This is a genomic window from Winogradskyella aurantiaca (assembly GCF_003362725.1).
Classification (GTDB): Bacteria; Bacteroidota; Bacteroidia; order Flavobacteriales; family Flavobacteriaceae; genus Winogradskyella_A; species Winogradskyella_A aurantiaca.
This window is the reverse complement of record NZ_QKTV01000001.1, coordinates 683,552-708,759: the sequence shown is the minus strand read 5'-3', so window position 1 is coordinate 708,759 and position 25,208 is coordinate 683,552. Positions and strand designations below refer to the sequence as shown.

Genomic DNA, 25,208 nt, shown 5'->3' with positions numbered 1-25,208 from the left:
AAAACCCACTCATTCGAGTGGGTTTTTTGTTATGTAATAGTTTTAAATTTAAAGCTTGTTACATGCTGGTACCTATCGTTTGGCTCAAGAATAGCACTCGGAAAAATGGCATTGTTTATAGCATCTGGGAAATTCTGGGTCTCAAAACATATGGCCGGAATCGTTGAAAATTCAGCACCACCCAGATACTCCAATTTTTCTAAGCGCTCTGGAGTATAAACAACCATTCCCTTTTGATTGGTATAGACTTCCATTTCAATCCCAGTTTTATCAGAAATAAGCCTTGCCTTTAGGCCATTTCCTTCCTCCAGAACAAAGGTGTCATCGAATCCATTAAAATTCAATTCTTGGATCGCTTTCATTTTTCGTCGATCATAAGGCGTTCCTTTTGCCGTAAAAAGGCGACCTGTTGGCACGTTCAATTGATCAGTTTCCAAAACATGATTACTATTGATCTGAAGTTCATGATTGAGCACAGAACCTTGTCCATCCAAATTGAAGTAGCTATGATTGGTAAGGTTAATTATAGTACGTTTATCCGTTTTGGCAGTATACCGTATTTCTAAGGCATTATCCTCTAACAATGTATAGCGTAAATTAATCTCTAAATTCCCGGGATAGCCCTCTTCCCCATCGACACTTTTGTAAAACAATTCGATATAAGATTTTACACCCTGTGATATGTCTTTTAAGGACCACATCTTTTTATCAAAGCCTAAACTTCCACCATGTAGATGTACATTCGAACTAGAGGCCAAGGGGTAAAAATGATTATCTAAATTGAACCCACCATTAGAAATCCTTCCAGCACAACGTCCTACAACACTCCCTAAATAGTAACCCAAGGACCAATATTCCGGAGACAAGTACTCCTCAATATTCGCTAACCCGATAACCACATTGGTCATACCACCATCCTTATTTGGCACCTCCAAAGATCTTATAGTCGCTCCAAGATTTAAGACTTCAAGACTTAAACCATTGGCATTACTAATCCTATAAAATTTAATTCTTGTGGACACGTCTAAAATCAGGCTTTTACAAAATCTTGTTCAATTTCCTCAAGTGACTTTCCTTTGGTTTCTGGCAGAAACTTTAACATAATAAAGAAACCAACTAAAGCGATAGCGCCAAAAATAAAGAAGCTGGCGGCATTGCCAAGATTGGATAATTCCCATGGGAATATGAACTGCACTAGCCAGCTTGCAAAACCGTTAATGGAGGCTATAAAACCAATGGCAGCACCTCGATATAAATTTGGAAATAATTCAGACAGCATGACCCACATAACTGGTCCAAGTGAAAATGCAAAGCAAGCTACAAATCCTAGTATTCCAATAAGAACCAGTAATGCGTTGACTGAAATTGCGGCCTCCATTATCTCCCCATCATTAGAGCTATAGACTTTATTGCCTAAAAGATCTTTTAAAGCATTTTTAAAGTCAATATCACTTGAATACTCCTTATCTTCAATGCTACTAAGCAGTTGTTTCTCTTGAAAACTTAAACTCTCAATGTCAGATTTGCTCAACTTATAAGTAGCCTGATTAAACCCATAGGAGCACAAAAGTAAACTCACAGCTATTCCACAAATCCCAAACAGCATTAATGGCCGGCGTCCCATACGATCAATCAGTACCATGGCCACAATAGTGAATAACACGGTTGTTAAACTCAACCATATGCCTGAAGCAAAGGCTGCATCAGTACCAATTCCTGTCTGCTTAAAAATAGAGGTAGCATAAAAGTAAATGGCATTAATACCCGTAATTTGTTGTAACAGACCTATAATAAGACCAACGGTCATTACATATTTCAAAGCAGGAGAAAATAAGTCTTTAATCCTAACCTTAGTTTTGGTATTGACCTCTTGCTCGTTTAAACTTTGGACAATGGTCGTAATTTCTTCCTTGGCATGTTCCACCCCATGCATCTCCTTGAGGATGACTTCAGCTTCATCGTAGTTCCCTTTTATAGCAAGCCAACGGGGACTGCGAGGCACAAAAAACAATAAGAAAAAATACAAGACGGCTGGTAACAATTCCACCCCTAACATCCATCTCCAGACATTACTCTCAGTAAGAAAATCTGAGTTTCCAGAGGTATAGCCTTTATTGAAAAAATAGTTACTCAAGAAGGCTGCGAAAAAACCTAATACAATATTCAGTTGCTGAACAGACACCAATTTTCCCCGGTTCTCTGCGGTTGAAATTTCAGCGATATAAGCTGGGGCTATTACCAGGGCTGCACCAAAGGCTATTCCCCCAATGAACCGGGCCATCCATAACATATGGTACCCAACTGCAAAGGCTGATAAGACTGCTGACAAAGCATAAGTAAAGGCCACATAAAGAAGAAGTTTTTTTCGGCCATACTTATCACTAAAAGCTCCTATAAAAAACATAGAAATAAAGGCGGCGGCAGAGGGCGCACTAACGGCCCATCCATTTTGAATATCATTTAAATTAAACTCAGGTCCTGCATAGGCCATGACTCCTGAGATGATTCCAGCATCAAATCCAAATAAAAAGCCTCCTAAGGAGACAACTAGCGCGACAAATAGAGTTTTGTTCTTCATTCTACTAAGCTAACAAAGATTAATCTAAACTTTAGTGACCTTAATATGAAACTTCACCCTTTTGATTCAATAGAAATAATTTCCTACATTTATAAGAAACGGTTTAATCAATTGAAATACATCTTACTTTTTGTAAAATTAATACTCGCTTCTGCGTTAAACGCCTAGGATTCTAAAGAAGAAGAACGACTTGTTTTTATTGGAAAGCACATTAATACGGAACGTATAGTCAGCACCGACACTTTACCCAGAATAACCGGACAATGGATACGAAATCAAGATACCATTATAGAAATTTCAAAACCTTTTTACTGGTCCGGTCATTACAAGTCTACTTTTAAGATCATGGATATCGTTAGAGGTTCTTACGAAAAGGACTCAATAACTATCGAATTCTACAGACACACAAACCCCATTTATAAATCAAGCAAGGTCTATTGTATAGATGTCTCATTCGTTGAGGGACAAGATCATCAAGTAATTAAAATGTATAGTAGGGTTTACCGAACTAAAAACAAAAATTGGGCAGTACCGTATTCAAGGTACTGGCATCGCCTTAGCTCCGATCTTAAAAACAGAAGCATTACAATTAAACCAGAAAATGTAAATTTTGTGAGCTATAAAAGTTACCCAATGCAAGTTCAAAGAAAAATATTCGACAATCCCAGATATTATAACTACTCGATTATCTCAGACTTCGATTACTATATTCAATATCAGTTTCCAAACCCTTATTTTAAACATACTAAGGATTCTATTCTAACGATTTACGGTTATTACGCAGAGGATTTTGCGAGATTATCAAAGCAAAGAGAAACTTATTTTATAATAAATAGAAAAGAAACTGATTCCTTATTTAACCAACAAAAAGCAAGGCCTCCAACAAAACCCCTATCAGTTAGTGAAGAGCAAAGGTTCTATTTCGAACAGGGGACTAGGGAGCTTAAAAAAGGTTATAAAGGATGGGCCTATTCGTCGTTTAATGGGACAGCAAAAAAAGACCCAGATAGTCCACTTGGAAAATTAGCTCAGTTTAAGGCTGATTCCATTATAAATACTAATAGATCACGATTAATCGATAGTATGCAGGGCGATTGGCAGCTTTCAGAACAACATCTCGTTAAAAACTTTAAGTCAGATTTTATGATGAATGTTAATCGCATTCAAATTGAAGGTGAACGAATGACTTTTATGTCGAGGTTGCCAAATAATTCGGGCATAGAACTACCAATTAAAACGGAGCCCATAAAATTCAATGATTTTTTTATTGAAACTTATGATTTAAACGAAATTCTTCTTCCCGATGGAAGTCTTTGGTTGGTATATGCCTCAAAAAAGACATTACATTTTGTTTATTCAGGACAGGTCTTTAATGAGCATAAACGTTCCCAATACATACAGTCTCAAGGAGCATTTTTTTCCTACAAGTTCATTAAAGAAACCAAGAAATAAGTCCTTTTCTAATCTAAAAATCAAACACAATCCCTAAACTAGGAATGGGCTGGCTATTGTCCTGTTCCAATTCTACCAGTGTCCTTGGAGGAATAATAGTACCGTTCTCATCTCTATTTAAGCCATACAATGGTGGGGATGGTGCATTTTGTGCCAGGATGTTCTGAACTTCAAAAAACAGGTTTAATGAGGAGCGTTTAAAATTCCACTTCTTGTCTATGCGGATATCCAATTGACTAAAAACGCCCAGTTTTTGCTCATCCAGTCGACTGTAGTCTAGAACAATATTTGGATAGGTGATGGTAGTTGCCTCAATATCTGTTGGAACAAAAGGAGTTTGACCAGCAAAACGGTATCTGGAACTAACCTCCCAATTGCGCTTGAGTTTATAACCGCCAACAAAAGAAATCAAGTGACGGCTGTCCCATACAGAAGGCACAAATACATCCCTGTTAAAGCTTGTAAACTCACTAAAGAAATAGGTGTATGAGAAAATCCCAAAGAAATTACGCGTTAGCTTTTGCTGAAACTGGAACTCCAAACCATAACTTCTACCACGACCTACAGTGGCTATTGGCTCACTTCCCAACACCTCAAAGTCCGCTCCTTTATTGGCTAATGACACCTCATCTCTTATGGATACAGGGTAGTCATCATAAGCCTTATAGAACCCTTCGACTGAAATTGCCGCAGAGGGATTTAGGAAATATTCGACCCCAAGCACGTAGTGATCACTTAAGGTGTACTTAGCATCACTGTTGACTAAACTCCCGTCATTATCCCTAAATCCTAAAATGGTATACGGAGGAATCTTGTAATAGCGCCCAATTGACCCATTCAATCTCCAATTTTCAATAAATTCATAAGAGAGACTCAATCTTGGGGAAAAGGTATCTAGCAGATTGCTATTTTCTAAAAAGGTATCAGCATCCATTCTAAAACCAAAGGATACATCGAGTTTGTTGTTAAAGAAGGTATTTGTAACGTTCCCAAAGAACCCATACTTAACAAAGTCAATCTCCGAATTAAAAAAGTCATCAGCCACCAAATTTCTAGTACGGTTTTGATAATCGGAATACTGAAGGTTGAGACCAGTGTTCACTTTCCAATCTTTAAAAAACTTAGTTAAGGCATAACGCAGTTTGGTTTCTGTCTCTCTAGAATCATTAATAAAGAAGGGATTTTCTTGAGTTCTAGGGTTCTCATATCTCGTGAACTCATTATTTAGCATGTTCTGGCTAAGTGTGGTTTGCATAAAACCAGTGCCATTTTTAAACCTGTTTTTCCATGTAAGACCAATGGCATTGGTTCGCTGATTTATAAAAGGAGCTTGCTCTAACTGTGCCTGTTCAACAGGGTCAAATTCCTCAGACGAGGCTGCCACACTAAACTCATCGATAGATCCTAAACCAATGAGACTAATACTATTGTAGGCATTAATTTCGTGACGCACCTTATATTGATAATCCCAATAATTAGGACGGAAAGGCAAACCAATTAACTCAAATAAAAACTGTAAATAACTGCGTCTTACTGATGCAAGCACTGTGGTCTTAGATTCTTCTTTCTGACCCTTAAATAAGGGACCTTCTAAGGTTAAGGCCGCCTCACTAGCGCTTATTCTGAAATTCCCATTGAAGTTTCTAGGGTTCCCATTTCGCTGATCAAATTGCAACACCCCAGATAACGGATTGTCGTACTGGGCTCCAAAGGCAGAACTGGACAAGGTAACATCACTTATAAAAGATACGTTAACCATACCCACAGGTCCACCCGCACTTCCCTGAGTACTAAAGTGATTAATATTAGGCACCTCCATCCCATCTAGATAGTAGACGGTTTCATTGGCTGCACCCCCTCGAATAATGAGGTCGTTTCTAAAACCACCAACTGAAGGGCTAACCCCTGGAAGCGTTTGCGCCACCTGAACCACATCGTTATTACTTCCTGGATAATTAGCAATCTCATTGGCCGATAATGATTGGGTAGACAAGGGTGTTTCTTTAGGTCTACTTATTTTATCGCTGCTTGAAATAACCACCACATCCAAAGTTTCTGCTGACTCCTTAAGTATAAAATCGTAGGAGGGATTTCCTTTTGATTTTACGAGGATATTATATTTGGTCTGGGTTTCATACCCCAAATAACTCACAATCAAATTATAAGAACCAGGTTCAATTCCAGTAACAAGGTAACGTCCATCAATATCTGTCTGTGCACCCTTAATAGTATTCTCTAATAATACCGAAGCACCAGCAACTGGAATGTTTTTTTCATCCAACACACGACCAAAGATCTCACCCGTATTTTGAGCTTTCAAAATCCAAGGACTAAAAATCAGAAGAATAGCAATAAATGACTTCATTGTCTAACACTTTATCTATTTTGTTTGACAAAACTACATTTTCGTTAAACGAAATCAATAAAGCTTTTGTTAAACAATACTTAATTAATTACATGACGCTGCTTTGAAATGGGTTACTAACACCAAAACTTTAGTTGCTATGCTCTCATTTGTCCTGGGGTACAACCTTTTATACGCTTAAAGGTTTTATTGAAATTAGACACACTCCCAAATCCACAGTCGTAGGCAATTTGAGACATGGACCTTTCTGGATGAAGACGCATTGCTTTTACCACCATCTCAATACGGTATTCATTTAAAAACTGGTAATACGTTTTATTCGTACGTTTCTTGAAATACTTACAAAAAGCGGTTTTAGTCATATGTGCTACCTCAGCAACACGGTCCAGACTAATCTCACTATCATAATAGCTCATCGTAAAATCAAACACTTGACGTAAACGCTCACCTTGTTTTAAACTTAATTGCGCCTGTATTCTTCCTGAGGCCAATTCTCGAAACTGACTTTGTTGAATTGCGTTAATCATCTGCAGAAGAATAATCAGACGCTCAAGCTTAGTGGCACTTTTTAACTGATGAAACAGTTTGTGCAAAACCTCCAAATCACTTATAACCTGTAAACCCAGCTGGCTACTTTTAAAAAAACCTTGCAAAATCTCTGTCTCCGATAGATGAAAAAAATCAACCCCAAAAGCGGTTTGGGTAAAAAATAAAGATTGCATAAAGGACTTTTCGGGTAAATCCAGATCGCTTTTAAACAGGTGAGGCACATTACCACCTATAACAAACACATCCCCTTCGGAATAAGCGTTAATAGCTTCTGAGACGATTAAAGTTCCTGAGCCCTTAACTATGTAGCTTATCTGTAGTTCTTCATGCTGATGCAACTGATCATAAAACAACCACTCATGGTCTTCCTGGTATATCAACCCAGACGGTTCTGGTTTGGGAATAGTAAATGGTAGTACTTTCAAATTATCTTCAAATAATACTCTAAAATAATTATAATATTAATTATTTTGGATAATATTAGAGCGTTTCTAGATAATAACGAAGCATCTTTCATCTTAGAACCACCTTATTTTTATGCTTCTAAAACTACAATCAAATGACATTCGAATGGAAAGGCGTTATGCCAGCTGTAACAACCAAGTTCACTACCGAAGACGAAATTGACCTGACATCTTTTAAACATAATTTACAAGCACAACTCAAAGCAGGAGTCCATGGTTTTGTTCTTGGTGGAACTCTAGGAGAAGCCAGCACTCTATTAAATCATGAAAAAGAAGCACTTACCAAAGTAGCACTTGAGGTTGCAAATGGTGAGATTCCCGTACTTATGAATATTGCCGAACAGTCCACCAAAGGCGCTATTGAAGCAGCTCAGAAAGCGGAGGCTGATGGCGTTTCTGGTCTAATGATGCTCCCCCCTATGCGCTACAATGCCGGACCTGAGGAAACCATTACCTATTTTAAAGAAGTTGCCAAAGAGACCTCTTTACCTATAATGGTCTATAACAATCCTGTGGATTATAAAATTGAAGTAACTCTGGACATGTTTGAATCGCTTTTAGATTGCCCCAATATTGAAGCGGTAAAAGAATCCACTAGAGATATCTCCAACATTACACGTATTAAAAACCGATTTGGAGAACGCCTAAAAATCCTGTGTGGGGTTGACACTTTGGCTCTTGAAAGTTTGCTTATGGGAGCTGATGGATGGGTAGCCGGTTTAGTATGTGCCTTTCCGGCTGAAACTGTAGCTATCTATGAGTTGCAACGGGTAGGTCGCATAGCCGAAGCGATTGCTATTTATCGCTGGTTTTTACCCTTGTTAGAACTAGATATTCACCCTAAATTAGTACAAAATATTAAGTTAGCAGAAGTGGCGACTGGCATTGGAACCGAACCCGTTCGAGCTCCTCGTTTGCCTCTTAGTGGTGCGGAACGGGAGCGTGTTTTAAAAATCATTGACGACGGAGTTAGCACACGACCAGAACTTCCAAACTATCAGAACTTATAAAAATACGATCATGATCACCGGAAATAACTATATAGGATCAAATCTATCAGATAAAGGCACAAAGACCTTTTTTACTTTTAACCCCATAACCGACTCCGAAAATAGTTGGCAAATGATTGAAGCTTCGGAATCAGAAGTAGAAGCCGCCATTGAACTTGCTGCAGATGCTGCAGCTGATTTTGCTAAAGTTTCAGGGGCAGATAAGGCAGAATTTCTAAATGCTATCGCTGATGAGATAATGGCTCTTGGCGATGAGCTTATTTCTACCTACTGTGCAGAAACAGGTCTACCGGAAGGAAGGGCCAAGGGAGAACGAGGTCGCACTGTATTTCAGCTACGCAGCTTTGCCAATCTTGTTGCCGAAGGATCCTGGGTAGAGGCCTCTATAGATACGGCTATTCCCGATAGAACACCAGCTCCCAAACCCGATCTGAGAAAAATGAATATTCCACTGGGACCTGTTGTCGTGTTCGGGGCTAGTAATTTTCCTTTGGCTTATTCAACCGCTGGTGGTGATACTACTGCAGCTCTAGCTGCAGGATGCCCAGTAATTGTAAAATCGCACCCTATGCATGCAGGCACAGGAGAACTCGTAGCATCAGCTATTATTAAAGCTGCTAAAGACACACAAATGCCTGATGGAATCTTCTCTAACCTTAACAGTGCAGGAATTGAAGTTGGAGTACAATTGGTGAAACATCCCTTTGTTAAAGCAGTAGGTTTTACTGGAAGTATCCGTGGTGGTCGTGCCTTATTGGATCTGGCAGCTCAGCGCGAGGAACCTATTCCGGTATTTGCTGAAATGGGTAGTATTAATCCCGTGGTAATTTTACCTGAAGCCTTAAACCAGAGAACTGCTGAAATCGCTAAAACATATGCCGGCTCCATTACCTTAGGTAGCGGCCAGTTTTGCACAAATCCGGGGCTAATTCTGGGTTTAAAAAGCGCGGAACTTGATACGTTTATAGAAAGCTTAGGAACAGAAATAACACAACTGGAAAGTAGTGTGATGCTACATCCAGACATACATAGTGCCTATGAATCCAATAAAGAAACTGCTCTGGATGGTCCTGAAGTGACTACGGTAGCGGCCTTGGCAAAAGAGGTGCCTGTCAACTATTCACAACAAGCCATTGCCACGGTTAATGGTTCGGAGTTTCTCATTAATCCAACGCTACATCAGGAAGTGTTCGGACCTTTTTCTATGGTGGTGCAATGTCAGGATACTGAAGAAATGGAACTTATACTTCTTAATCTTGAAGGCCAGTTGACCGGAACACTTATTGCCGAAGAAACTGAATTGGAAGCTTATGAAGGTGTTATTGATTCTTTACAAAACCGCGTAGGTCGCCTCATTTATAATGGAGTCCCTACAGGTGTAGAAGTTTGCCCTTCTATGGTTCATGGTGGCCCCTACCCTGCCTCCACCGACTCACGATTTACCGCCGTAGGCATTCATTCCATAAAACGTTGGGTACGACCATTTAGCTATCAAAATTGGCCTGACGCCCTACTGCCCGATGCCTTAAAAAATGGGAATCCATTAGGTATTGAAAGATTAGTCGATGGTGAAACTACCAAAAAGGTTTTGTAAATGCGAACTGAGTTCAAGTGCATTGATGCTCACACCTGCGGTAACCCTGTTAGGGTGGTTACCTCTGGTCATCCACCACTAGTGGGGGCTAATATGAGTGAAAAACGTCAGCATTTTATAAAAGACTACGATTGGATACGCAAGGGGTTAATGTACGAGCCGCGTGGACATGACATGATGAGTGGTAGCTTTTTATTTCCCCCACATGATCCAGAGAATGATTTTGCCATTCTTTTTATTGAAACTTCAGGCTGTTTACCCATGTGTGGTCATGGGACAATAGGCACCATTACCATCGCCATTGAAGAAGGACTGATTACACCTAAAACACCCGGCAAAATAAGAATGGAGGCTCCAGCAGGTCTCATTGAAATTGACTATCAGGAAAACAATGGAAAGGTGGATTGGGTTAAATTGACCAACGTACCCAGTTTTTTAGCCGAAGTAGGGTTAGGTATACCTATTAAAGACTTGGGGGAAATCAAGTTTGATGTTGCTTATGGTGGCAATTTTTACGCCATTGTGGATCCCCAGGAAAATTTTAAAGGATTAGATCACTATACCGCAGCTGAGATTATTAGATTCTCACAAGAAGCCAGAAAGACCATCAATGCCAAGTACCCTAATCACTTTATTCACCCCGAGAATGCTACCATCAAAGATGTAAGTCATATGCTTTGGACGGGCGCAGCTATTAACCCTTCTTCTTCTGGACGTAATGCCGTGTTTTATGGAGACAAAGCGATTGATCGCAGCCCTTGCGGTACAGGCACCTCAGCCCGTATGGCACAATTATATGCCAAAGGTCAATTAAAGCATAAAGAAGATTATATTCATGAAAGTTTTATAGGCTCTACCTTTACTGGACGAATTGAACAAGTAGTGCATATTGGATCCAATCAAGCCATTGTCCCCAGTATCAAAGGCTGGGCTAAGGTGTATGGTTACAATACTATAATAATTGATAACGACGACGACCCTTATGCCCATGGGTTTCAAGTAATATAGCAGTATGGGGAAAAATGTAGGTATTATTGGTGGTGGCATTATAGGATTGTGCTGCGCCTATTATTTGGAAAAGGAAGGTCATCAGGTAACCGTAATAGACAAGTGCAACTTTAACAAAGGGGCCTCCTACGTTAATGCCGGATATATCACCCCAAGTCATATTATTCCATTATCAGCACCAGGGGTTATAAGCAAGGGGCTCAAATGGATGCTCAATCCTGTCAGCCCTTTTTATATGAAACCGCGATTGGATCTTGATTTTTTAAAATGGACCTGGAAGTTCAAATCCTTTGCTACCAAAACACATGTAGAACGTTCCATCAAACCCCTCCTGGACATTAATATTTTAAGTCGTGAACTTTATCAGGACCTGAAAACCAGTGGAGATTTTGACTTCCATTACCAGCATGATGGGCTTCTTATGGCCTATAAGACGGATAAGATGGGTGAAGAAGAATGGAAAGTGGGTCGGCGCGCTATCGAGGAAGGTCTTGAAGTATCCCTGCTATCCCCAAAGGACCTAAGGCAAATTGAACCCAATGCCCAGCTCAATGTTAAGGGAGCTGTTTATTTTAAGTCTGATGCTCAAATGACGCCTACTGAATTTATGCCACAGCTGCTTAATCACCTACAATTAAAAGGTGTTTCCATTAAAGCAGAGGAAACGGTTCAAGATATCACAACTCAAGCTAATAAAGTTAGATCTATAACAACGGAAAAAGGGCAATATAAATTTGACGAAGTGGTCTTAGCCTCAGGGGCCTGGACCCAAAAACTAGCCCATCAATTAGGCTTAAAAATCTGGCTACAGGCTGGAAAAGGCTATAGTATTAATGTTAATCGACCAACAGGGATTAGCCTTCCCACCATTTTCTGCGAGGCCAAAGCAGCGGTTTCACCAATGAATGGGTTTACACGATTTGCGGGTACCATGGAAATTGGAGGCATTAATCATGACATCAGTAAAGTGCGGGTTAAGGCAATTGCGAAAGCAGCAGAAAGTTATTATCACAATCTTAGTATTACTGATGCAGAAATTGAAGCAGCCAACTGTGGTCTTAGACCAGTTTCTCCGGATGGTCTGCCATATATTGGAAGAGTCCCGTCTTTAAACAATATCACCATAGCAACTGGACATGCCATGATGGGTTGGAGCATGGGGCCAGCAACTGGAAAACTCGTAACCGAAATCATCTCAGACCAACCCAATTCCATAGCCATAAATGCCTTTCTACCAGACCGTAAGATGTAGGAAGATTACAAGTCGCTTATAAATATTTAGCATTTCATTGTCAATTTAGGACACGCCCTGTCATATCCTCTATTGACCCCTCAACATACCTTTGTACCAGATATAATTATCATCCGTTTTTGCCTCACAAAATAAGGGGAGGAGTAAGAACGTTTCTAATAGGTGTATTAGAGGTTACTTAGATTGAGGTTAATAGCAGTTCCCTTCTCCCCTTTGTTTTTTTTCATAGCTCTAAATAAATAAAGACGTCCAATGCGGACGTCTTTGCTTTTTTAACAATCCTGTTCTTGGTTAAAACACATTAATTCAATTAATTTCATACATTTAAGGAAGTTAAACATCAGATCCTCTTTGATCTAAGCCGCAATTTTAGCATCCACTACAACCTTCTTGACTAACTAAATCAATTAAAGTATGAATGCTACAAACGGCACCCCTGTTGACCCCTCGAAAATTATGCAAATTGGCATGGGCTTTTGGGCCTCTAAAACTCTATTAACAGCTGTCAACCTTGGTTTGTTTACCCATTTGGCCAATGGACCATTATCAGGAGAGGCTATTAAAACCAAATTAGATTTGCACAACCGGTCCTTATTTGATTTTCTGGATACCCTGGTAGCCTTAGGTTTCCTGAAACGGAGCGGATTAAAAAAAGAAGCTGTGTACAGTAATGACGCAGATGCAGATTTGTTTTTAGATAAAAACAAACCCAGTTATATAGGTGGCATTTTAGAGATGTCGAATAACAGATTATATCCCTTTTGGAACGATCTGGAAACATGCTTAAAAACAGGCGAACCACAAAATGAATCCAAGAATGGCAGTAAACCATTGTTTGAAGCTTTATATGCTGATGAGGACCGACTCAAGGAATTTATTCACGGCATGGGAGGTGTACAGGCTGGAAATTTTATGAAGCTAGCCCATGAATTTGACTTTTCCAACTACCAAACCCTATGTGATGCTGGTGGTTCTGGAGCTAATTTATCCATTCACGTAGCCAGAAACAATCCTCATATGAATTGTATTTCATTTGATCTTCCCCCTGTTGGCCCTATTGCTCAAAAGAATGTGGACACCTTTGGTTTTAGCGACCGTATAGCCGTTCAATCAGGCGACTTCTTTGCAGACGAACTACCAAATGCCGATGTAATTACCATGGGTAATATTCTGCACGACTGGGGAGAGGAAGACAAAATCATGTTAATTACTAAGGCTTACAGAGCCCTCCCTGAAGGAGGTGCCTTAATTGTTATCGAGAACATTATAGATAATGACAGAAAAAATAATGCCTTCGGATTAATGATGTCTTTAAACATGGCTATTGAAACTAATGAAGGTTTCGATTTTACAGCGGCTGATTTTGATCAATGGGCCAAAGATGTGGGGTTCAAACAGACAAGCATTATGCCGTTGACAGGTCCGTCAAGTGCGGTAATTGCAATTAAGTAACTATCTGTCGAGAAAGTGGCTGTTAACAATTGAAAAAGGCACCTCCCCAGGTGCCTTTTCGTCAATTAAAAAACATTAACCACTTAATCAATCATTTAACCAAATTACTTGATTATCTAAATCCTACCCCAAAGATAGGGCGACCCACTTGATACCCATATGACATCTGGTGTCATAAATGTTAAAAAAACTGAAATTCAAGCTTTTAACACTTTATTCTGAATATCAGACGTGTCTTGTCATATTGCAATTTACCTACCTAAAATACCTTTGTATTGATGATTTAGTCATCCCATTTTTTGCCTCAAAACACTGAGAGGGGTGTGAACAAAATTCTAATAGGTGTATTAGAGGTTACTTAGATTGAGGTTAATAGCAGTTCAATACATCCCTCTCTTTTTCATAAAACAATTTGAGTTGGGCGTCTTTTTTAAAGGCGCCTTTTTTTAGTCTAAAAAGTTATTCAAACACATTTTAAACGCAGAAAAGGCACCTCCCCAGGTGCCTTTTCCATCAATTAAAAAACATTAACCACTTAATCAATCATTTAACCAAACTACTTGATTATCTAAATCTTATACCAAAGGTACGTCTATAAGCCTCAAATGAATATGACAGCTAATGTCCAAATGTTATAAATAAATCCTAATTTTAGTGCGCACCTATTTGAGCTATGAAGAAATACACATCCTTAGGCGAGATTATTCAAGCGTTTCGGAAGTATCATAATATGTCGCAATCTGAATTGGCTTCCAAGCTTGATGTTGACATACGTTCCATCATTCGCTGGGAAAAAAATGAAACTCTTGTTAATTCGGAGAAGGAACAGGTATTGACCGAGGTTACCTTTATTCCTTATCAAGTAATTAGAAACCTCAATACCTCCAATTCTATTGCCACTTTCTACGACTTTGATCTAAGAAAATATTCCTTAAGTGCTATTTCTAGTGAATTACCTGATGCCGATTGGATTGGAGCCAAGATTGATGTCCCAACCTCCCGATTGAGAACCATAGAAACCAAGGAGGACATTGAAAATATCATACGGTTTACAAAACTTCAAAAAAACCCCTTAAAAAATACGGACCGCGACCTTATTGCCGAAGCTGCTCGGCAGTTTCCAGATATGAATTTAATTATTCTCGACCAATCAGGAAATTACTCGGGACATAGTGTCTATTTTCCCTTAAGCTTGGATACTTATGATAAAATAAGAGATAGAAGTATTCAGGAATCAGATTTAAGGCGTAATGATCTGGTGAACTATAAAACACAGAAAACTCCGGTGTTTTATTGCCATAGTATTACAGCAGATTCCAATGAGAATTTTTTCTACATCATAGGTGCTGTTTTAAAATTCTACCGTGATGTGGCGCCAGACAACTACTTGTATGCACTATTAACCTCCAGATATGACTCTTTTGATATGAGTAAGCAACTAGGAATAAAAAGTGTTTGGAAAGATTACGACATTAAAGAGAAGTACAATCTTTTAGGGGTGCCGCGTTTAGTTGAAGGTGATTTTAACTTGTTTTTTAGAAATTTGAGGGATTCAATTTAATTATGATGAAACAATACAAATCATTAGGCCATATTATCAAAGACTTTAGGCGTTTTGAAGGGGTCTCCCAATCGGATTTAGCCTCACAATTGGACATTGATATTCGTTCAATTATACGATGGGAAAAAAATGAAACGCTGGTTAAACCCGAAAAGGAAAAACTATTAGTTAAAATCACATTCATCCCTTATCAAGTTATTAGAAATCTAAATACCATACGTCCAATAGCTACCTTCTATGATTTCACCTTAAGAAAATATTCCCTTACCACTATATCAAACGAGTTACCCGAAGCCGAATGGATTGGCTCCAAAATTGATGTTCCTACAGATCGCCTTAAACCTATTAATTCTCAAGAAGATATAGATAATATAATCAGATATGTAGAGCTTCAACATTACCCAGATAAAACCACAAATCGCAATCTCTTGAAGTCAGCAGCAGAACTACTACCCGAATTGAATGTTATTATTTTTGATGAAGATGGCAACTACTCAGGACATTGTGCTTGTTTACCAATCTCCAAAAGATCTTATGAAAAACTACGAAATAAGACAATTAAAGAAAATAACCTTTTAACTTCTGATCTTGTAAATTATCAAACACAACAAGAACCTATATTTTTTTGTCATAGTATAACAGCAGATTGCAATGAAAATTTCTTTTTCATATTGGGTGCTCTATTGAAATTTCACCGTGATAAAGCACCTTTAAATAGTCTCTATGCAGTAATTTCTTCACGTTACGATTCTCATGAGATTATTGATCAACTGCATATCCATCAGGTATGGGAGGATAAAGCTGCAAAAGAACGTTATAACATGTTGGATGTTCCGCGTTTAGTCGAAGGGAATTTAGATGAATTCTTCGAAGATTTAGGGCAATAGAGGTTTGAATCCCGGAGTTATCTATATGCCTCTATGAAATTTTTAACAAGTTGCTGCGACAAAAAGACGTAATATTGATACTTAATCAATGTAATTCATAATAAGAATGGCTAAAACCTACTACGACCCAGCAGACTTAAGAAAATTTGGTAAAATCACAGAATGGAATGAAGAACTTGGAACAAAGTTTTTTGATTATTACAATTCTGTCTTTGAAGAAGGCCATCTTAGCGCCAGAGAAAAATCCTTAATTGCATTGGCCGTAGCCCATACTATACAATGCCCTTATTGTATTGATGCCTACACAGGCGATGGATTGCAACGTGGAATCACTAAAGAAGAAATGATGGAATCCCTTCATGTTGCTGGAGCTATACGCGGCGGGGCGTCATTGGTACATGGGGTACAGATGATGAATAAGGTGAACAAGCTGGAAATGTAGATTATTGAAAATGTATGCTGAGTAAATCTCTCAAACGGCGTGAAAGCGAGCTCGCTAACACCAAACGACAACTTGAAATTCTGTCCAATGGTATTTTCCAAGATGGAGAATTACCAAAATTCAATGATAAAATTGCTGAAAGTCAGCAATTCCCTTTAAAGGCCAATCTGCTTGAAATTCTTCAAATCAATGTCGGATACATGTGCAATCAGGTTTGCGAACATTGCCATGTAGACGCGGGTCCAGACAGAAAAGAAATTATGACCCGTGAAACCATGCTACAATGTCTGGAGGTAATAAAAAAAACTGGCGCGCATACCCTGGATCTTACTGGTGGAGCACCCGAGATGAATCCTAATTTCAGATGGTTCGTTGAAGAAGCAGCAAAAGCCGGTATTAAAGATTTTATTGTCAGGTCGAACCTCACTATTATTCGTGCCAACAAAAAATACCACGACTTACCAGAATTCTTTAAAAAGCATAACATTCATGTGGTAAGTTCCATGCCCCACTGGACCCGCGGAAAAACTGATAAGCAAAGGGGTGACGGTGTTTTTGACAAATCCATTCAAGCACTTAAGGACCTCAACGCTGTGGGTTATGGAATACCAGACAGCCCACTTAAGTTGGATTTAGTCTACAACCCTTCTGGAGCATTTTTACCTGGGGACCAGGCTTCACTTGAAAAGGAATTTAAAAAAGCCCTGTTGGAAGATTTTAATATTCAGTTTCACAACTTATTTGCCATTACCAATTTACCAATCAGTAGATTTCTGGACTACCTCATCGCTTCAGAGAATTATGAAGATTACATGTACCAGTTGGTAGATGCCTTTAATCCGGCTGCCGTTGCCAATGTCATGTGTACCAACACCTTGTCTGTAAGTTGGGACGGCTATCTATACGATTGTGACTTTAATCAGATGCTGAATTTAAAGGTCAACTCTAAAGTTAAACACATTAAAGATTACAACGAAGCTCTACTAACCGGAAGAACCGTAGTCACCTCTCAACATTGTTATGGTTGTACGGCTGGTGCAGGAAGTAGCTGTCAGGGGGTTGTCGCCTAAGTCTATGAAAAAACTCTTTGGCCCTATAATCATTTTACTCATGAGTTTGTGTACACAAGCTCAACCAATGATTGGTGATGTTCTTGCTAATTACAATACTGGTAAGGTGCCCTACATGTACATTTCTGAAATTGACAGCTTAAAAACACATACCATCTTCTTGGACGCAAGAGAACCAGTAGAATACGAAGTAAGTCATATTGATGGTGCTATTCATGTTGGTTTCAACAGTTTTAATTTGAATATAGTTTCCAGTCGAATCCCGAATAAAAAGCAAACTATAATCGTTTATTGTTCTATTGGGGTACGATCTGAAATAATTGGAGAGCGCTTAAAATCTGCGGGCTATACCAATGTATTTAACCTTTATGGTGGTATTTTTGAATGGGTTAATCAAGGATTCCCAATTTATAAAAGCCAAGAGCAACTAACTGATAGTGTTCACGCCTATTCCCCTCGATGGGAAAAATGGTTAACTCGAGGAATTAAAGTTTATGACTAAACATCTGCTAATCATATTTGTCAAGAATCTCATAGAAGGTCAGGTAAAAACTAGACTGGCTAAAACTATTGGAAATCATGCTGCGCTGCAGGTTTACAAATCCTTGCTACATACAACAGAACTGGCTTCCAATGGCACGCATGATACTTGGGTATTTTATTCCAAAGAGATCGACAAAAATCAATGGCCAAAGGCTAAAAAATTTCTTCAGCAAGGTCAGGATTTGGGTGCGAAAATGAAACACGCCTTTAATGAAGGTTTTGTTGCCGGATATAGGTCCATTATACTTATCGGGTCTGATCTTCCGGATATGTCCTCTGCAGTAATTGAAAAGGGCTTTGCACAGCTAAAACAAAGTTCCATCAGCTTTGGCCCGGCTACAGATGGAGGGTACTATCTTATTGGGTTAACCAAAATGATCCCTCAAATATTTGAAAACAAACCCTGGAGTCAACCAAATTTATTAAACCTAACACTCCAAGAATTGCATTCCTTAGGAAACAGAGCAAGCCTACTTGATTCTTATAACGATGTTGATACCCTTGAAGATTTGATAGCTTCTGGTTATCTTGAGAAGCATCCAAGCTTAAAACAAACTTTAGAACAACTCAATGATTAAATATATTGAAGAGAGTGCTGATTACCTGCAATCCAAGGGTTTTGAAAATCCTGAAATCGGCATCATACTTGGTACCGGATTAGGACAATTAGTGGATGAATTGGACATCATCAAATCCATAAGCTATAACCATATCCCTAACTTCCCCAGCGCCACCGTAGAATTCCACAAAGGCAAATTATTATATGGTAACCTTGGTGGAAAGCGAGTTGTAGTAATGCAAGGACGCTTTCATGTCTACGAAGGATACTCACTACAAGAAGTGACCTTTCCGGTAAGGATCATGGAAAAGCTAGGTATTCATACCTTATTAGTTTCTAATGCCGCAGGGGCAGTCAATCTGAAGTTTAAAAAAGGTGACCTGATGCTTATTGATGATCATATTAATCTTCAAGGAAGTTCTCCTCTAGCATTCAAAGGTGTTTCAGAATTGGGCGAACGGTTTACTGACATGAGTGCTCCTTATAATCCTGAATTAAACACGAAGTTTGAGACCATTGCCCAAGAAAATGACATTCCATTACACAAAGGTGTCTATGCTAGTGTTGTTGGTCCACAATTAGAGACCAGAGCGGAATACCGTATGCTAAAGATTATCGGCGCTGATGCAGTAGGTATGAGTACGGTTCCCGAAATTATTGTAGCAAATCATTTAGGGCTAAAAACCGCAGCAGTGTCAGTTTTAACCGATGAATGCGACCCAGATCACCTGGCGCCAATTAACATTGAAGAAATCATAGCCATGGCCACCAAAGCCGAACCCCACATGATTACTTTATTTAAAGAATTGATAAAAACACTTTAATTGCATGAGTTATTTAGAAACCACACATGATGTTTATAAAGAAGCAGCCTTAACTCCTGATGTTGGACTATGTTGCACTACTAATCCTATTTGGGAACTGCCCGGATTAAAGATTCCACGGATTATGCAGGAAATGAACTATGGTTGCGGGAGCACTGTACATGCACGCGATCTCACCAATAATCCAAGAGTTTTGTATGTTGGTGTAGGCGGCGGAATGGAGTTATTACAGTTCTCCTATTTTAGTCGGCAGACTTCAGGAGTTATTGGTGTGGATGTGGTTGACGAAATGTTGGAGGCTTCGCGAAAAAACTTCCTGGAAGCAGAGACTCAAAACGACTGGTTTAAAAGCGAGTTTGTAGACCTTAGAAAAGGGGATGCGCTTAATTTACCCGTTGAAGATAACAGTATCGATGTGGCTGCCCAAAACTGTTTGTTCAACATTTTTAAAGCGGAGGACTTAAAGCAAGCTATTGCTGAGATGCATCGTGTATTAAAACCACATGGTCGCCTAGTAATGAGCGATCCAACTTGCGAACAGCCTATGAATAATACATTGAGAAATGACGAACGTCTACGCGCCTTATGCTTGAGCGGTAGTTTACCAATAGCAGATTATGTAAAGGCCCTAACAGATGCTGGCTTTGGCACCATAGAGATTCGCGCCAGAAAGCCCTATCGTATATTGGATCCAAAACATTACCCTACCGATGAACTCATTTACATCGAATCGATTGAGGTAGCCGCAATTAAAGATCCAATGCCAGATGACGGCCCATGTGTTTTTACAGGAAAAGCAGCTATTTATTTCGGGGAGGAAGAGGTTTTTGATGATGGTAAAGGTCATTTATTGTTAAAGAACCAACCTCTGGCCATTTGTGACAAAACAGCCAATGCATTAGCGAGTTTGCAAAGAGATGATATATTTATAAGCGAATCTACTTTCCACTATGACGGTGGAGGTTGCTGCTAAATTAGCTTATGGAGAAGTACCTTGAGATTATAAAAAAATCGTATTCTGGTTATTGGAATTACCTCAAATACGAACTGATTGATCTCAACCATTGGGATAACTACTTCTATGGCCTGATTGCAATATCGTTTATTGTGTGGTTTTTGGAATTGGTGTTTCCTTGGCGCAAGAATCAGGCAGTTTTTAGAAAGGACTTCTGGTTAGATACCTTTTACATGTTCTTCAACTTTTTCTTGTTGAACTTAATTGTACTCATTGCCTTATCCAATTCCGCTGCTGAATTATTAGATGATGTCCTGGGAATAGTTGGTTTGCAGTTGTCCGATCTGCAGTTATTTGATTCTACAGATTTACCCAAATGGTTAGGACTGCTAATTTTCTTTTTGGTAAATGACTTTGTCCAATGGAATACCCACCGTTTATTGCACCGCGTACCGTGGCTATGGAACTTCCATAAGGTGCATCACTCGGTCAAGCAAATGGGCTTTGCCGCCCACCTGCGTTACCATTGGATGGAACCAGTGATCTACAATTCCATTCGCTATATTCCATTAGCTTTAATTGCTAACTACAGCGCTCAGGATGTGGCCATCGTTTACTTTTTTGCCATTGCCATTGGGCACCTAAACCACGCCAACTTAGGATGGGATTACGGACCTCTCAAATACATCTTCAACAATCCAAAAATGCACATCTGGCATCATGCTAAAGAACTGCCAGAAAATGTAAGGTACGGAGTAAATTTTGGACTGACTTTAAGCCTTTGGGACTATCTGTTTAAGACGGATTATATCCCTCACAGCGGTAGAGATATTGAACTTGGTTTTGATAAAGACGAGGAATTCCCACAAGACTTTATCAATCAAGAGCTATATCCTTTTAAAAAGTAATCCACATTTATGAAAAGTAGTGTTTTCTTAATTTTGGCATTGGTAGGAATGTCCATGGTTTATGCGCAAACCAATCATCAACTTTGGAGCGATGTTCTTGAATCTCATGTCTCAAATGACGGACGGGTGGACTATCAAGTCTTAAAGGAAAATCCTAAACCTCTGATAGCTTATTTAAATGATTTAGTACAAAATCAGCCTAACCAGAGATGGTCGGTAGAGGAAGAAATGGCTTATTGGATCAATGCCTATAACGCCTACACTATTAAACTCATCTTGGATAATTATCCTCTTAATAGTATTCGTGATATTAAACAACCCTGGGATAAAAAGTTTATTCCCTATAAACAAAAACTTATCTCTCTAAATACGATTGAGCATGACATCCTGAGAAAAAAAGGAGACCCAAGAATTCATTTTGCCATAGTTTGTGCTTCTGTGTCTTGTCCCAATTTATCAAACAAAGCCTTTACAAGTGATGATTTAAGCACACAGTTAGATTCTGTTACTGCAGCGTTTTTAAATGATGATTCCAAGAATAAATTCGAGAATGATAAAGCGGAACTTTCCAAAATTTTCAAGTGGTTCTCCAAAGATTTCAAAAACTCAGGTGGAGTCATTGAATTTATCAAGTTATATCGCGATATAGAGGATATTAAAAAGTCGGATATCAGTTATTTAAACTATAATTGGGATTTGAATGACTAAAATATCCATTATCATTCCTACCCTTAATGAAGCCAACCACATTGGCAGGTTGTTGGAGCATATACTATCAAACTCAAGCGCAGACCAAATTCAAGAAATCATTGTAGTCGACGGAGGAAGCTCAGATGACACCTTAGAAATTGTCAGTACCTATGATTCGGTCCGTGTTATCAGTTCTGAAAAAGGACGTGCTAAACAACTGAACAAGGGTGCTCAAATAGCCAAAGGTGACATCTTGTATTTTTTGCATGCCGATAGCCTACCGCCTAAGGGTTTTGACAGCTCAATTCTTGAAGCCATTTCAAATGAAGCTAAAGCCGGTTGTTTTCGCTTAAAGTTTGATAGTCAACATTGGTGGTTACAACTAGCAGGTTGGTTTACTCAGTTTAACTGGAAACTCTGTCGTGGTGGTGACCAAAGTCTTTTTATTACCAAAGCGTTATTTATAGAGATAGGAGGCTACGATGAAAGCTATGTTATTTATGAAGACAACATACTCATAGAACAATTGTTCAAACGAAATACACACGTTGTTATTAAGAAGCCCATTTTATCCTCTGCTAGACGTTATGAGTATCATGGAATTTGGAAACTACAGTACCATTATTGGTGTATCCATTTAAAACATCGTTTTGGAGCCAGTCCGCATGATCTGTTAAGCTATTACCAAAGACATGTTGCCTGCTAAGGCATCTTGTGTATCTTTAACCTATGAAGTCTTTAGACTTATTAGTTTCAGTAATTCTTAGCCTTGGAGCCCTTCAGGGTATCATTTATAGTATTATTCTGTGGCGAGGTCCTTCAATTAATACCACAGCCAACCGATTCCTGGCTACCATACTGTTCTTTTTCTCTTACAGGTTGTTTGTTGAGATTTTAAAACTTTATGGGCTGGGCTATTACGATTGGTTGTATCACATACTCTTGGAATACAACTGGATCTATGGGGCCCTTATATTTTTATATGTAAAGGCCTTAGTGACGCCCAATTACAAATTTCAATTCAAAGAGGAGTGGCAACATTTTATCCCAGTAGGTATTGAATTTATTTGGAGCAATTTCGTTAAAACGCAAAATTTCTTCTGGGATGGCACTCGCGAAAGTTTGAGCTGGCTAGGTTATTGGGGCTATGTGATCTGGATGCATTACCCAACGCAGTTTGTGGTGACTACGGCATTGATAATTTACTACACAGTTAAGGCCAATCAATTAATTTCTACGGTCACAAATGAAACTAATTATATTGTCCCTGACAGTCTTAAGTGGATTGATCGGCTAATCACAGTGATGAAGTACTTTGCTATTTCGGTACTAGTTATTGTTATGGCGGACTTTTTGTTTTTAGATTACGCCTTCACCAAGATCTATGAGTACCCCATTTTTATTGGAATGGCTGGCATTACCTATTGGTTAGGTCTAGCAGGGTTTAGTGAGAAAAATACCGTCGTTATCAAATCTAATGCGGTTTTTAATGAGAAGGACAGGGGGCAAATTAATGACATTGCCGCTTTATTAAGTGAAAAAATGGAAACCGAACAGCTTTATAAAAACCCCAATTTATCTCTCAATTGCCTGGCAGATTCTCTCGGTATTAAATCTTACATGTTAAGCAAGTGTTTGAATCATCACTTCAACACAAAATTTAATGATTACATCAACGGTTATCGTATTGATGAATTAAAATCGCTCTTGGCAGATCCTAAAAATAAAGATTACACCTTGCTATCACTTGCCTTTGAAGCTGGTTTTAATTCAAAAGCATCCTTCAATAGAGCTGTCAAGAAACTTACTGGTGAATCCCCTAAAGCGCTCAAGTCTTAAGGTCTCAATTAGAGAAATGACACTTTTGTCTTTGAAAGTTTGGTCTAATATCTAGAAATGAGACGACTCGCATTAACTCACACAGCATCTTTGTCTCATCAAATTATAAAACATGAGACCTATTCTATTCATTCTGTATTTATTAATACCAACCGTAATAACAGCACAAGTTAACTACGGCACTCCTTCGAAAGGGGAAATTCCTCCAGAGCTTAAAAATATTCCAGTAGGCATTGAAGTGATGCATTTTCCTAAGATAAATGACCCTATAAAAATTAAAGATACTTATTACTGGAAGCATGCGACTGGAATTTTATCTAAGAACGATACCGTAACCATAACAGAATTTGGGGCTTACTTGTATTATAATGATCAATGGAATCTAAGAAAGACCTATAAGCTTAAAGAGCTGGATCAATTTTTTGGAACAAAAAAACAAGTCCTTCCGCAAGGACAACCTCAAGTCTGGACCAAAAACTGGAGGGTTGGCAATCAACTTTATGGAGGCTGGGCCCTATGGTACTTTATTGGAAAGGATAGCAACGGGAAGACTGTTTGTGGCTATGCCACCATACATACAACAGAAAATCTTTTAAATAAATAAGTTATGAAAATTCAATTCACCCTACTTATGAGTCTATTATTGCTTACTAGTAGTACATCACAGAAAGTACCCTCAACCCTCAAATCAAATCAAATATACTGGACAGGCAAAGCTGCTTTTAACTCCTACACCTTAACAGGCACCATAGATATCAAGCGTGTTAGTTCTAAAATTACGACCAATAGTATAGAGGCTTTAACTATTGAAATTGATATGACAAGCCTCAATCATGAAAATCCAGATTTGAAAAGGCATCTGAAATCCAAAGATTTTTTTGAGGTTGACACCTACAACAGTTCTAGTTTTGTTCTTACGAAACCTGCAGATATTAAAGACGGACAGGCGACCCTAACAGGTGTCCTCACTATAAAAAACAAAAAACAAGAAGAATCATTTATAGTTTTAATAAAGGACAACCAATTACAACTGGATATTGCAGTAAATCGCATAGACTATGGTATTACCTTTAATTCCCCAACTATTTTTGAAAAGATGAAAGACCAAGCCATAGCAGACGAATTTCAGCTTAGTGGAATAATCGATTTAAATTAATGTTGTAATTCTCAATTTATTACACTACTTGTTAATCTTATGATAAAAAT

At 38.7% G+C, this 25,208-nt stretch carries 24 protein-coding genes; 20 read left to right on the top strand and 4 right to left on the bottom strand.

Features of this window, described 5'->3' with window-relative positions; genetic code table 11:
* Positions 1 to 29 precede the first annotated feature (29 nt).
* Both DN064_RS03245 and DN064_RS03240 read right to left on the bottom strand, forming a co-directional pair.
* Positions 30 to 1,022, bottom strand: a complete 993-nt coding sequence (locus DN064_RS03245) for an aldose epimerase family protein (protein ID WP_157962215.1) — start codon at positions 1,020 to 1,022, stop codon at positions 30 to 32.
* An 8-nt stretch (positions 1,023 to 1,030) separates the two neighbouring features.
* Entirely contained in the window at positions 1,031 to 2,578 is a 1,548-nt protein-coding gene (locus DN064_RS03240) for a sugar porter family MFS transporter (protein WP_115461164.1), read from the bottom strand.
* Between the two features lie 345 nt (positions 2,579 to 2,923).
* On the opposite strand from DN064_RS03240, the gene DN064_RS03235 reads away from it, so the two are divergent.
* Positions 2,924 to 4,030 (top strand): hypothetical protein, encoded by a 1,107-nt coding sequence (locus DN064_RS03235; protein WP_115461163.1) that lies wholly within the window; start codon positions 2,924 to 2,926, stop codon positions 4,028 to 4,030.
* 13 nt (positions 4,031 to 4,043) lie between these two features.
* Here the strand turns inward: DN064_RS03235 and DN064_RS03230 are convergent, their stop codons facing one another.
* On the bottom strand, positions 4,044 to 6,395 hold the full coding sequence (locus DN064_RS03230; RefSeq protein WP_115461162.1) for a TonB-dependent receptor: 2,352 nt from the start codon (positions 6,393 to 6,395) through the stop codon (positions 4,044 to 4,046).
* 137 nt (positions 6,396 to 6,532) lie between these two features.
* Positions 6,533 to 7,369 carry an AraC family transcriptional regulator gene (locus DN064_RS03225; RefSeq protein WP_115461161.1) on the bottom strand — a complete coding sequence of 279 codons (837 nt, stop codon included), beginning with the start codon at positions 7,367 to 7,369 and terminating at the stop codon, positions 6,533 to 6,535.
* Positions 7,370 to 7,503: 134 nt separating this feature from the next.
* On the opposite strand from DN064_RS03225, the gene DN064_RS03220 reads away from it, so the two are divergent.
* The 19 genes from DN064_RS03220 to DN064_RS03130 all read left to right on the top strand — a co-directional run bounded on the left by DN064_RS03220 (position 7,504) and on the right by DN064_RS03130 (position 25,158).
* Positions 7,504 to 8,418 (top strand): dihydrodipicolinate synthase family protein, encoded by a 915-nt coding sequence (locus tag DN064_RS03220; protein WP_115461160.1) that lies wholly within the window; start codon positions 7,504 to 7,506, stop codon positions 8,416 to 8,418.
* Between the two features lie 10 nt (positions 8,419 to 8,428).
* A complete protein-coding gene (locus DN064_RS03215; protein ID WP_115461159.1) occupies positions 8,429 to 10,012 on the top strand; it encodes an aldehyde dehydrogenase (NADP(+)) in 1,584 nt (527 codons plus the stop codon).
* Positions 10,013 to 11,020 (top strand): 4-hydroxyproline epimerase, encoded by a 1,008-nt coding sequence (locus tag DN064_RS03210; RefSeq protein WP_115461158.1) that lies wholly within the window; start codon positions 10,013 to 10,015, stop codon positions 11,018 to 11,020.
* A 4-nt stretch (positions 11,021 to 11,024) separates the two neighbouring features.
* Complete coding sequence (locus DN064_RS03205) at positions 11,025 to 12,272, top strand: NAD(P)/FAD-dependent oxidoreductase (protein WP_115461157.1); 1,248 nt, start codon at positions 11,025 to 11,027, stop codon at positions 12,270 to 12,272.
* A 414-nt stretch (positions 12,273 to 12,686) separates the two neighbouring features.
* Positions 12,687 to 13,724 carry a methyltransferase gene (locus DN064_RS03200; protein WP_115461156.1) on the top strand — a complete coding sequence of 346 codons (1,038 nt, stop codon included), beginning with the start codon at positions 12,687 to 12,689 and terminating at the stop codon, positions 13,722 to 13,724.
* Between the two features lie 673 nt (positions 13,725 to 14,397).
* Positions 14,398 to 15,285 (top strand): helix-turn-helix domain-containing protein, encoded by an 888-nt coding sequence (locus DN064_RS03195; protein ID WP_115461155.1) that lies wholly within the window; start codon positions 14,398 to 14,400, stop codon positions 15,283 to 15,285.
* 2 nt (positions 15,286 to 15,287) lie between these two features.
* Positions 15,288 to 16,172 (top strand): helix-turn-helix domain-containing protein, encoded by an 885-nt coding sequence (locus DN064_RS03190; RefSeq protein ID WP_115461154.1) that lies wholly within the window; start codon positions 15,288 to 15,290, stop codon positions 16,170 to 16,172.
* A 106-nt stretch (positions 16,173 to 16,278) separates the two neighbouring features.
* Positions 16,279 to 16,614 (top strand): arsenosugar biosynthesis-associated peroxidase-like protein, encoded by a 336-nt coding sequence (locus DN064_RS03185; protein ID WP_115461153.1) that lies wholly within the window; start codon positions 16,279 to 16,281, stop codon positions 16,612 to 16,614.
* 14 nt (positions 16,615 to 16,628) lie between these two features.
* Entirely contained in the window at positions 16,629 to 17,684 is a 1,056-nt protein-coding gene (arsS, locus tag DN064_RS03180; protein ID WP_115461152.1) for an arsenosugar biosynthesis radical SAM (seleno)protein ArsS, read from the top strand.
* A 4-nt stretch (positions 17,685 to 17,688) separates the two neighbouring features.
* On the top strand, positions 17,689 to 18,186 hold the full coding sequence (locus tag DN064_RS03175) for a rhodanese-like domain-containing protein (RefSeq protein WP_115461151.1): 498 nt from the start codon (positions 17,689 to 17,691) through the stop codon (positions 18,184 to 18,186).
* Positions 18,179 to 18,805: a TIGR04282 family arsenosugar biosynthesis glycosyltransferase gene (locus tag DN064_RS03170; protein ID WP_115461150.1), complete on the top strand. Its 627-nt coding sequence runs from the start codon at positions 18,179 to 18,181 to the stop codon at positions 18,803 to 18,805. The genes DN064_RS03175 and DN064_RS03170 overlap by 8 nt, the downstream gene beginning before the upstream one ends.
* A complete protein-coding gene (locus DN064_RS03165; protein ID WP_115461149.1) occupies positions 18,798 to 19,610 on the top strand; it encodes a purine-nucleoside phosphorylase in 813 nt (270 codons plus the stop codon). Before DN064_RS03170 ends, DN064_RS03165 begins: the two co-directional genes overlap by 8 nt.
* 4 nt (positions 19,611 to 19,614) lie before the next feature.
* Positions 19,615 to 20,583 (top strand): arsenosugar biosynthesis arsenite methyltransferase ArsM, encoded by a 969-nt coding sequence (gene arsM, locus DN064_RS03160; RefSeq protein ID WP_115461148.1) that lies wholly within the window; start codon positions 19,615 to 19,617, stop codon positions 20,581 to 20,583.
* Between the two features lie 8 nt (positions 20,584 to 20,591).
* Positions 20,592 to 21,473, top strand: a complete 882-nt coding sequence (locus tag DN064_RS03155) for a sterol desaturase family protein (protein WP_115461147.1) — start codon at positions 20,592 to 20,594, stop codon at positions 21,471 to 21,473.
* Between the two features lie 9 nt (positions 21,474 to 21,482).
* On the top strand, positions 21,483 to 22,181 hold the full coding sequence (locus DN064_RS03150; protein ID WP_115461146.1) for a DUF547 domain-containing protein: 699 nt from the start codon (positions 21,483 to 21,485) through the stop codon (positions 22,179 to 22,181).
* Complete coding sequence (locus DN064_RS03145) at positions 22,174 to 22,869, top strand: TIGR04283 family arsenosugar biosynthesis glycosyltransferase (protein WP_115461145.1); 696 nt, start codon at positions 22,174 to 22,176, stop codon at positions 22,867 to 22,869. Before DN064_RS03150 ends, DN064_RS03145 begins: the two co-directional genes overlap by 8 nt.
* 23 nt (positions 22,870 to 22,892) lie before the next feature.
* Positions 22,893 to 24,002: a helix-turn-helix domain-containing protein gene (locus DN064_RS03140; RefSeq protein ID WP_115461144.1), complete on the top strand. Its 1,110-nt coding sequence runs from the start codon at positions 22,893 to 22,895 to the stop codon at positions 24,000 to 24,002.
* Positions 24,003 to 24,114: 112 nt separating this feature from the next.
* On the top strand, positions 24,115 to 24,606 hold the full coding sequence (locus DN064_RS03135; RefSeq protein WP_115461143.1) for a hypothetical protein: 492 nt from the start codon (positions 24,115 to 24,117) through the stop codon (positions 24,604 to 24,606).
* A gap of 3 nt (positions 24,607 to 24,609) precedes the next feature.
* The gene (locus DN064_RS03130; protein ID WP_115461142.1) at positions 24,610 to 25,158 is read left to right on the top strand and encodes a YceI family protein; all 549 of its coding nucleotides are present in this window, start codon (positions 24,610 to 24,612) and stop codon (positions 25,156 to 25,158) included.
* The last annotated feature ends 50 nt before the right edge of the window (positions 25,159 to 25,208 follow it).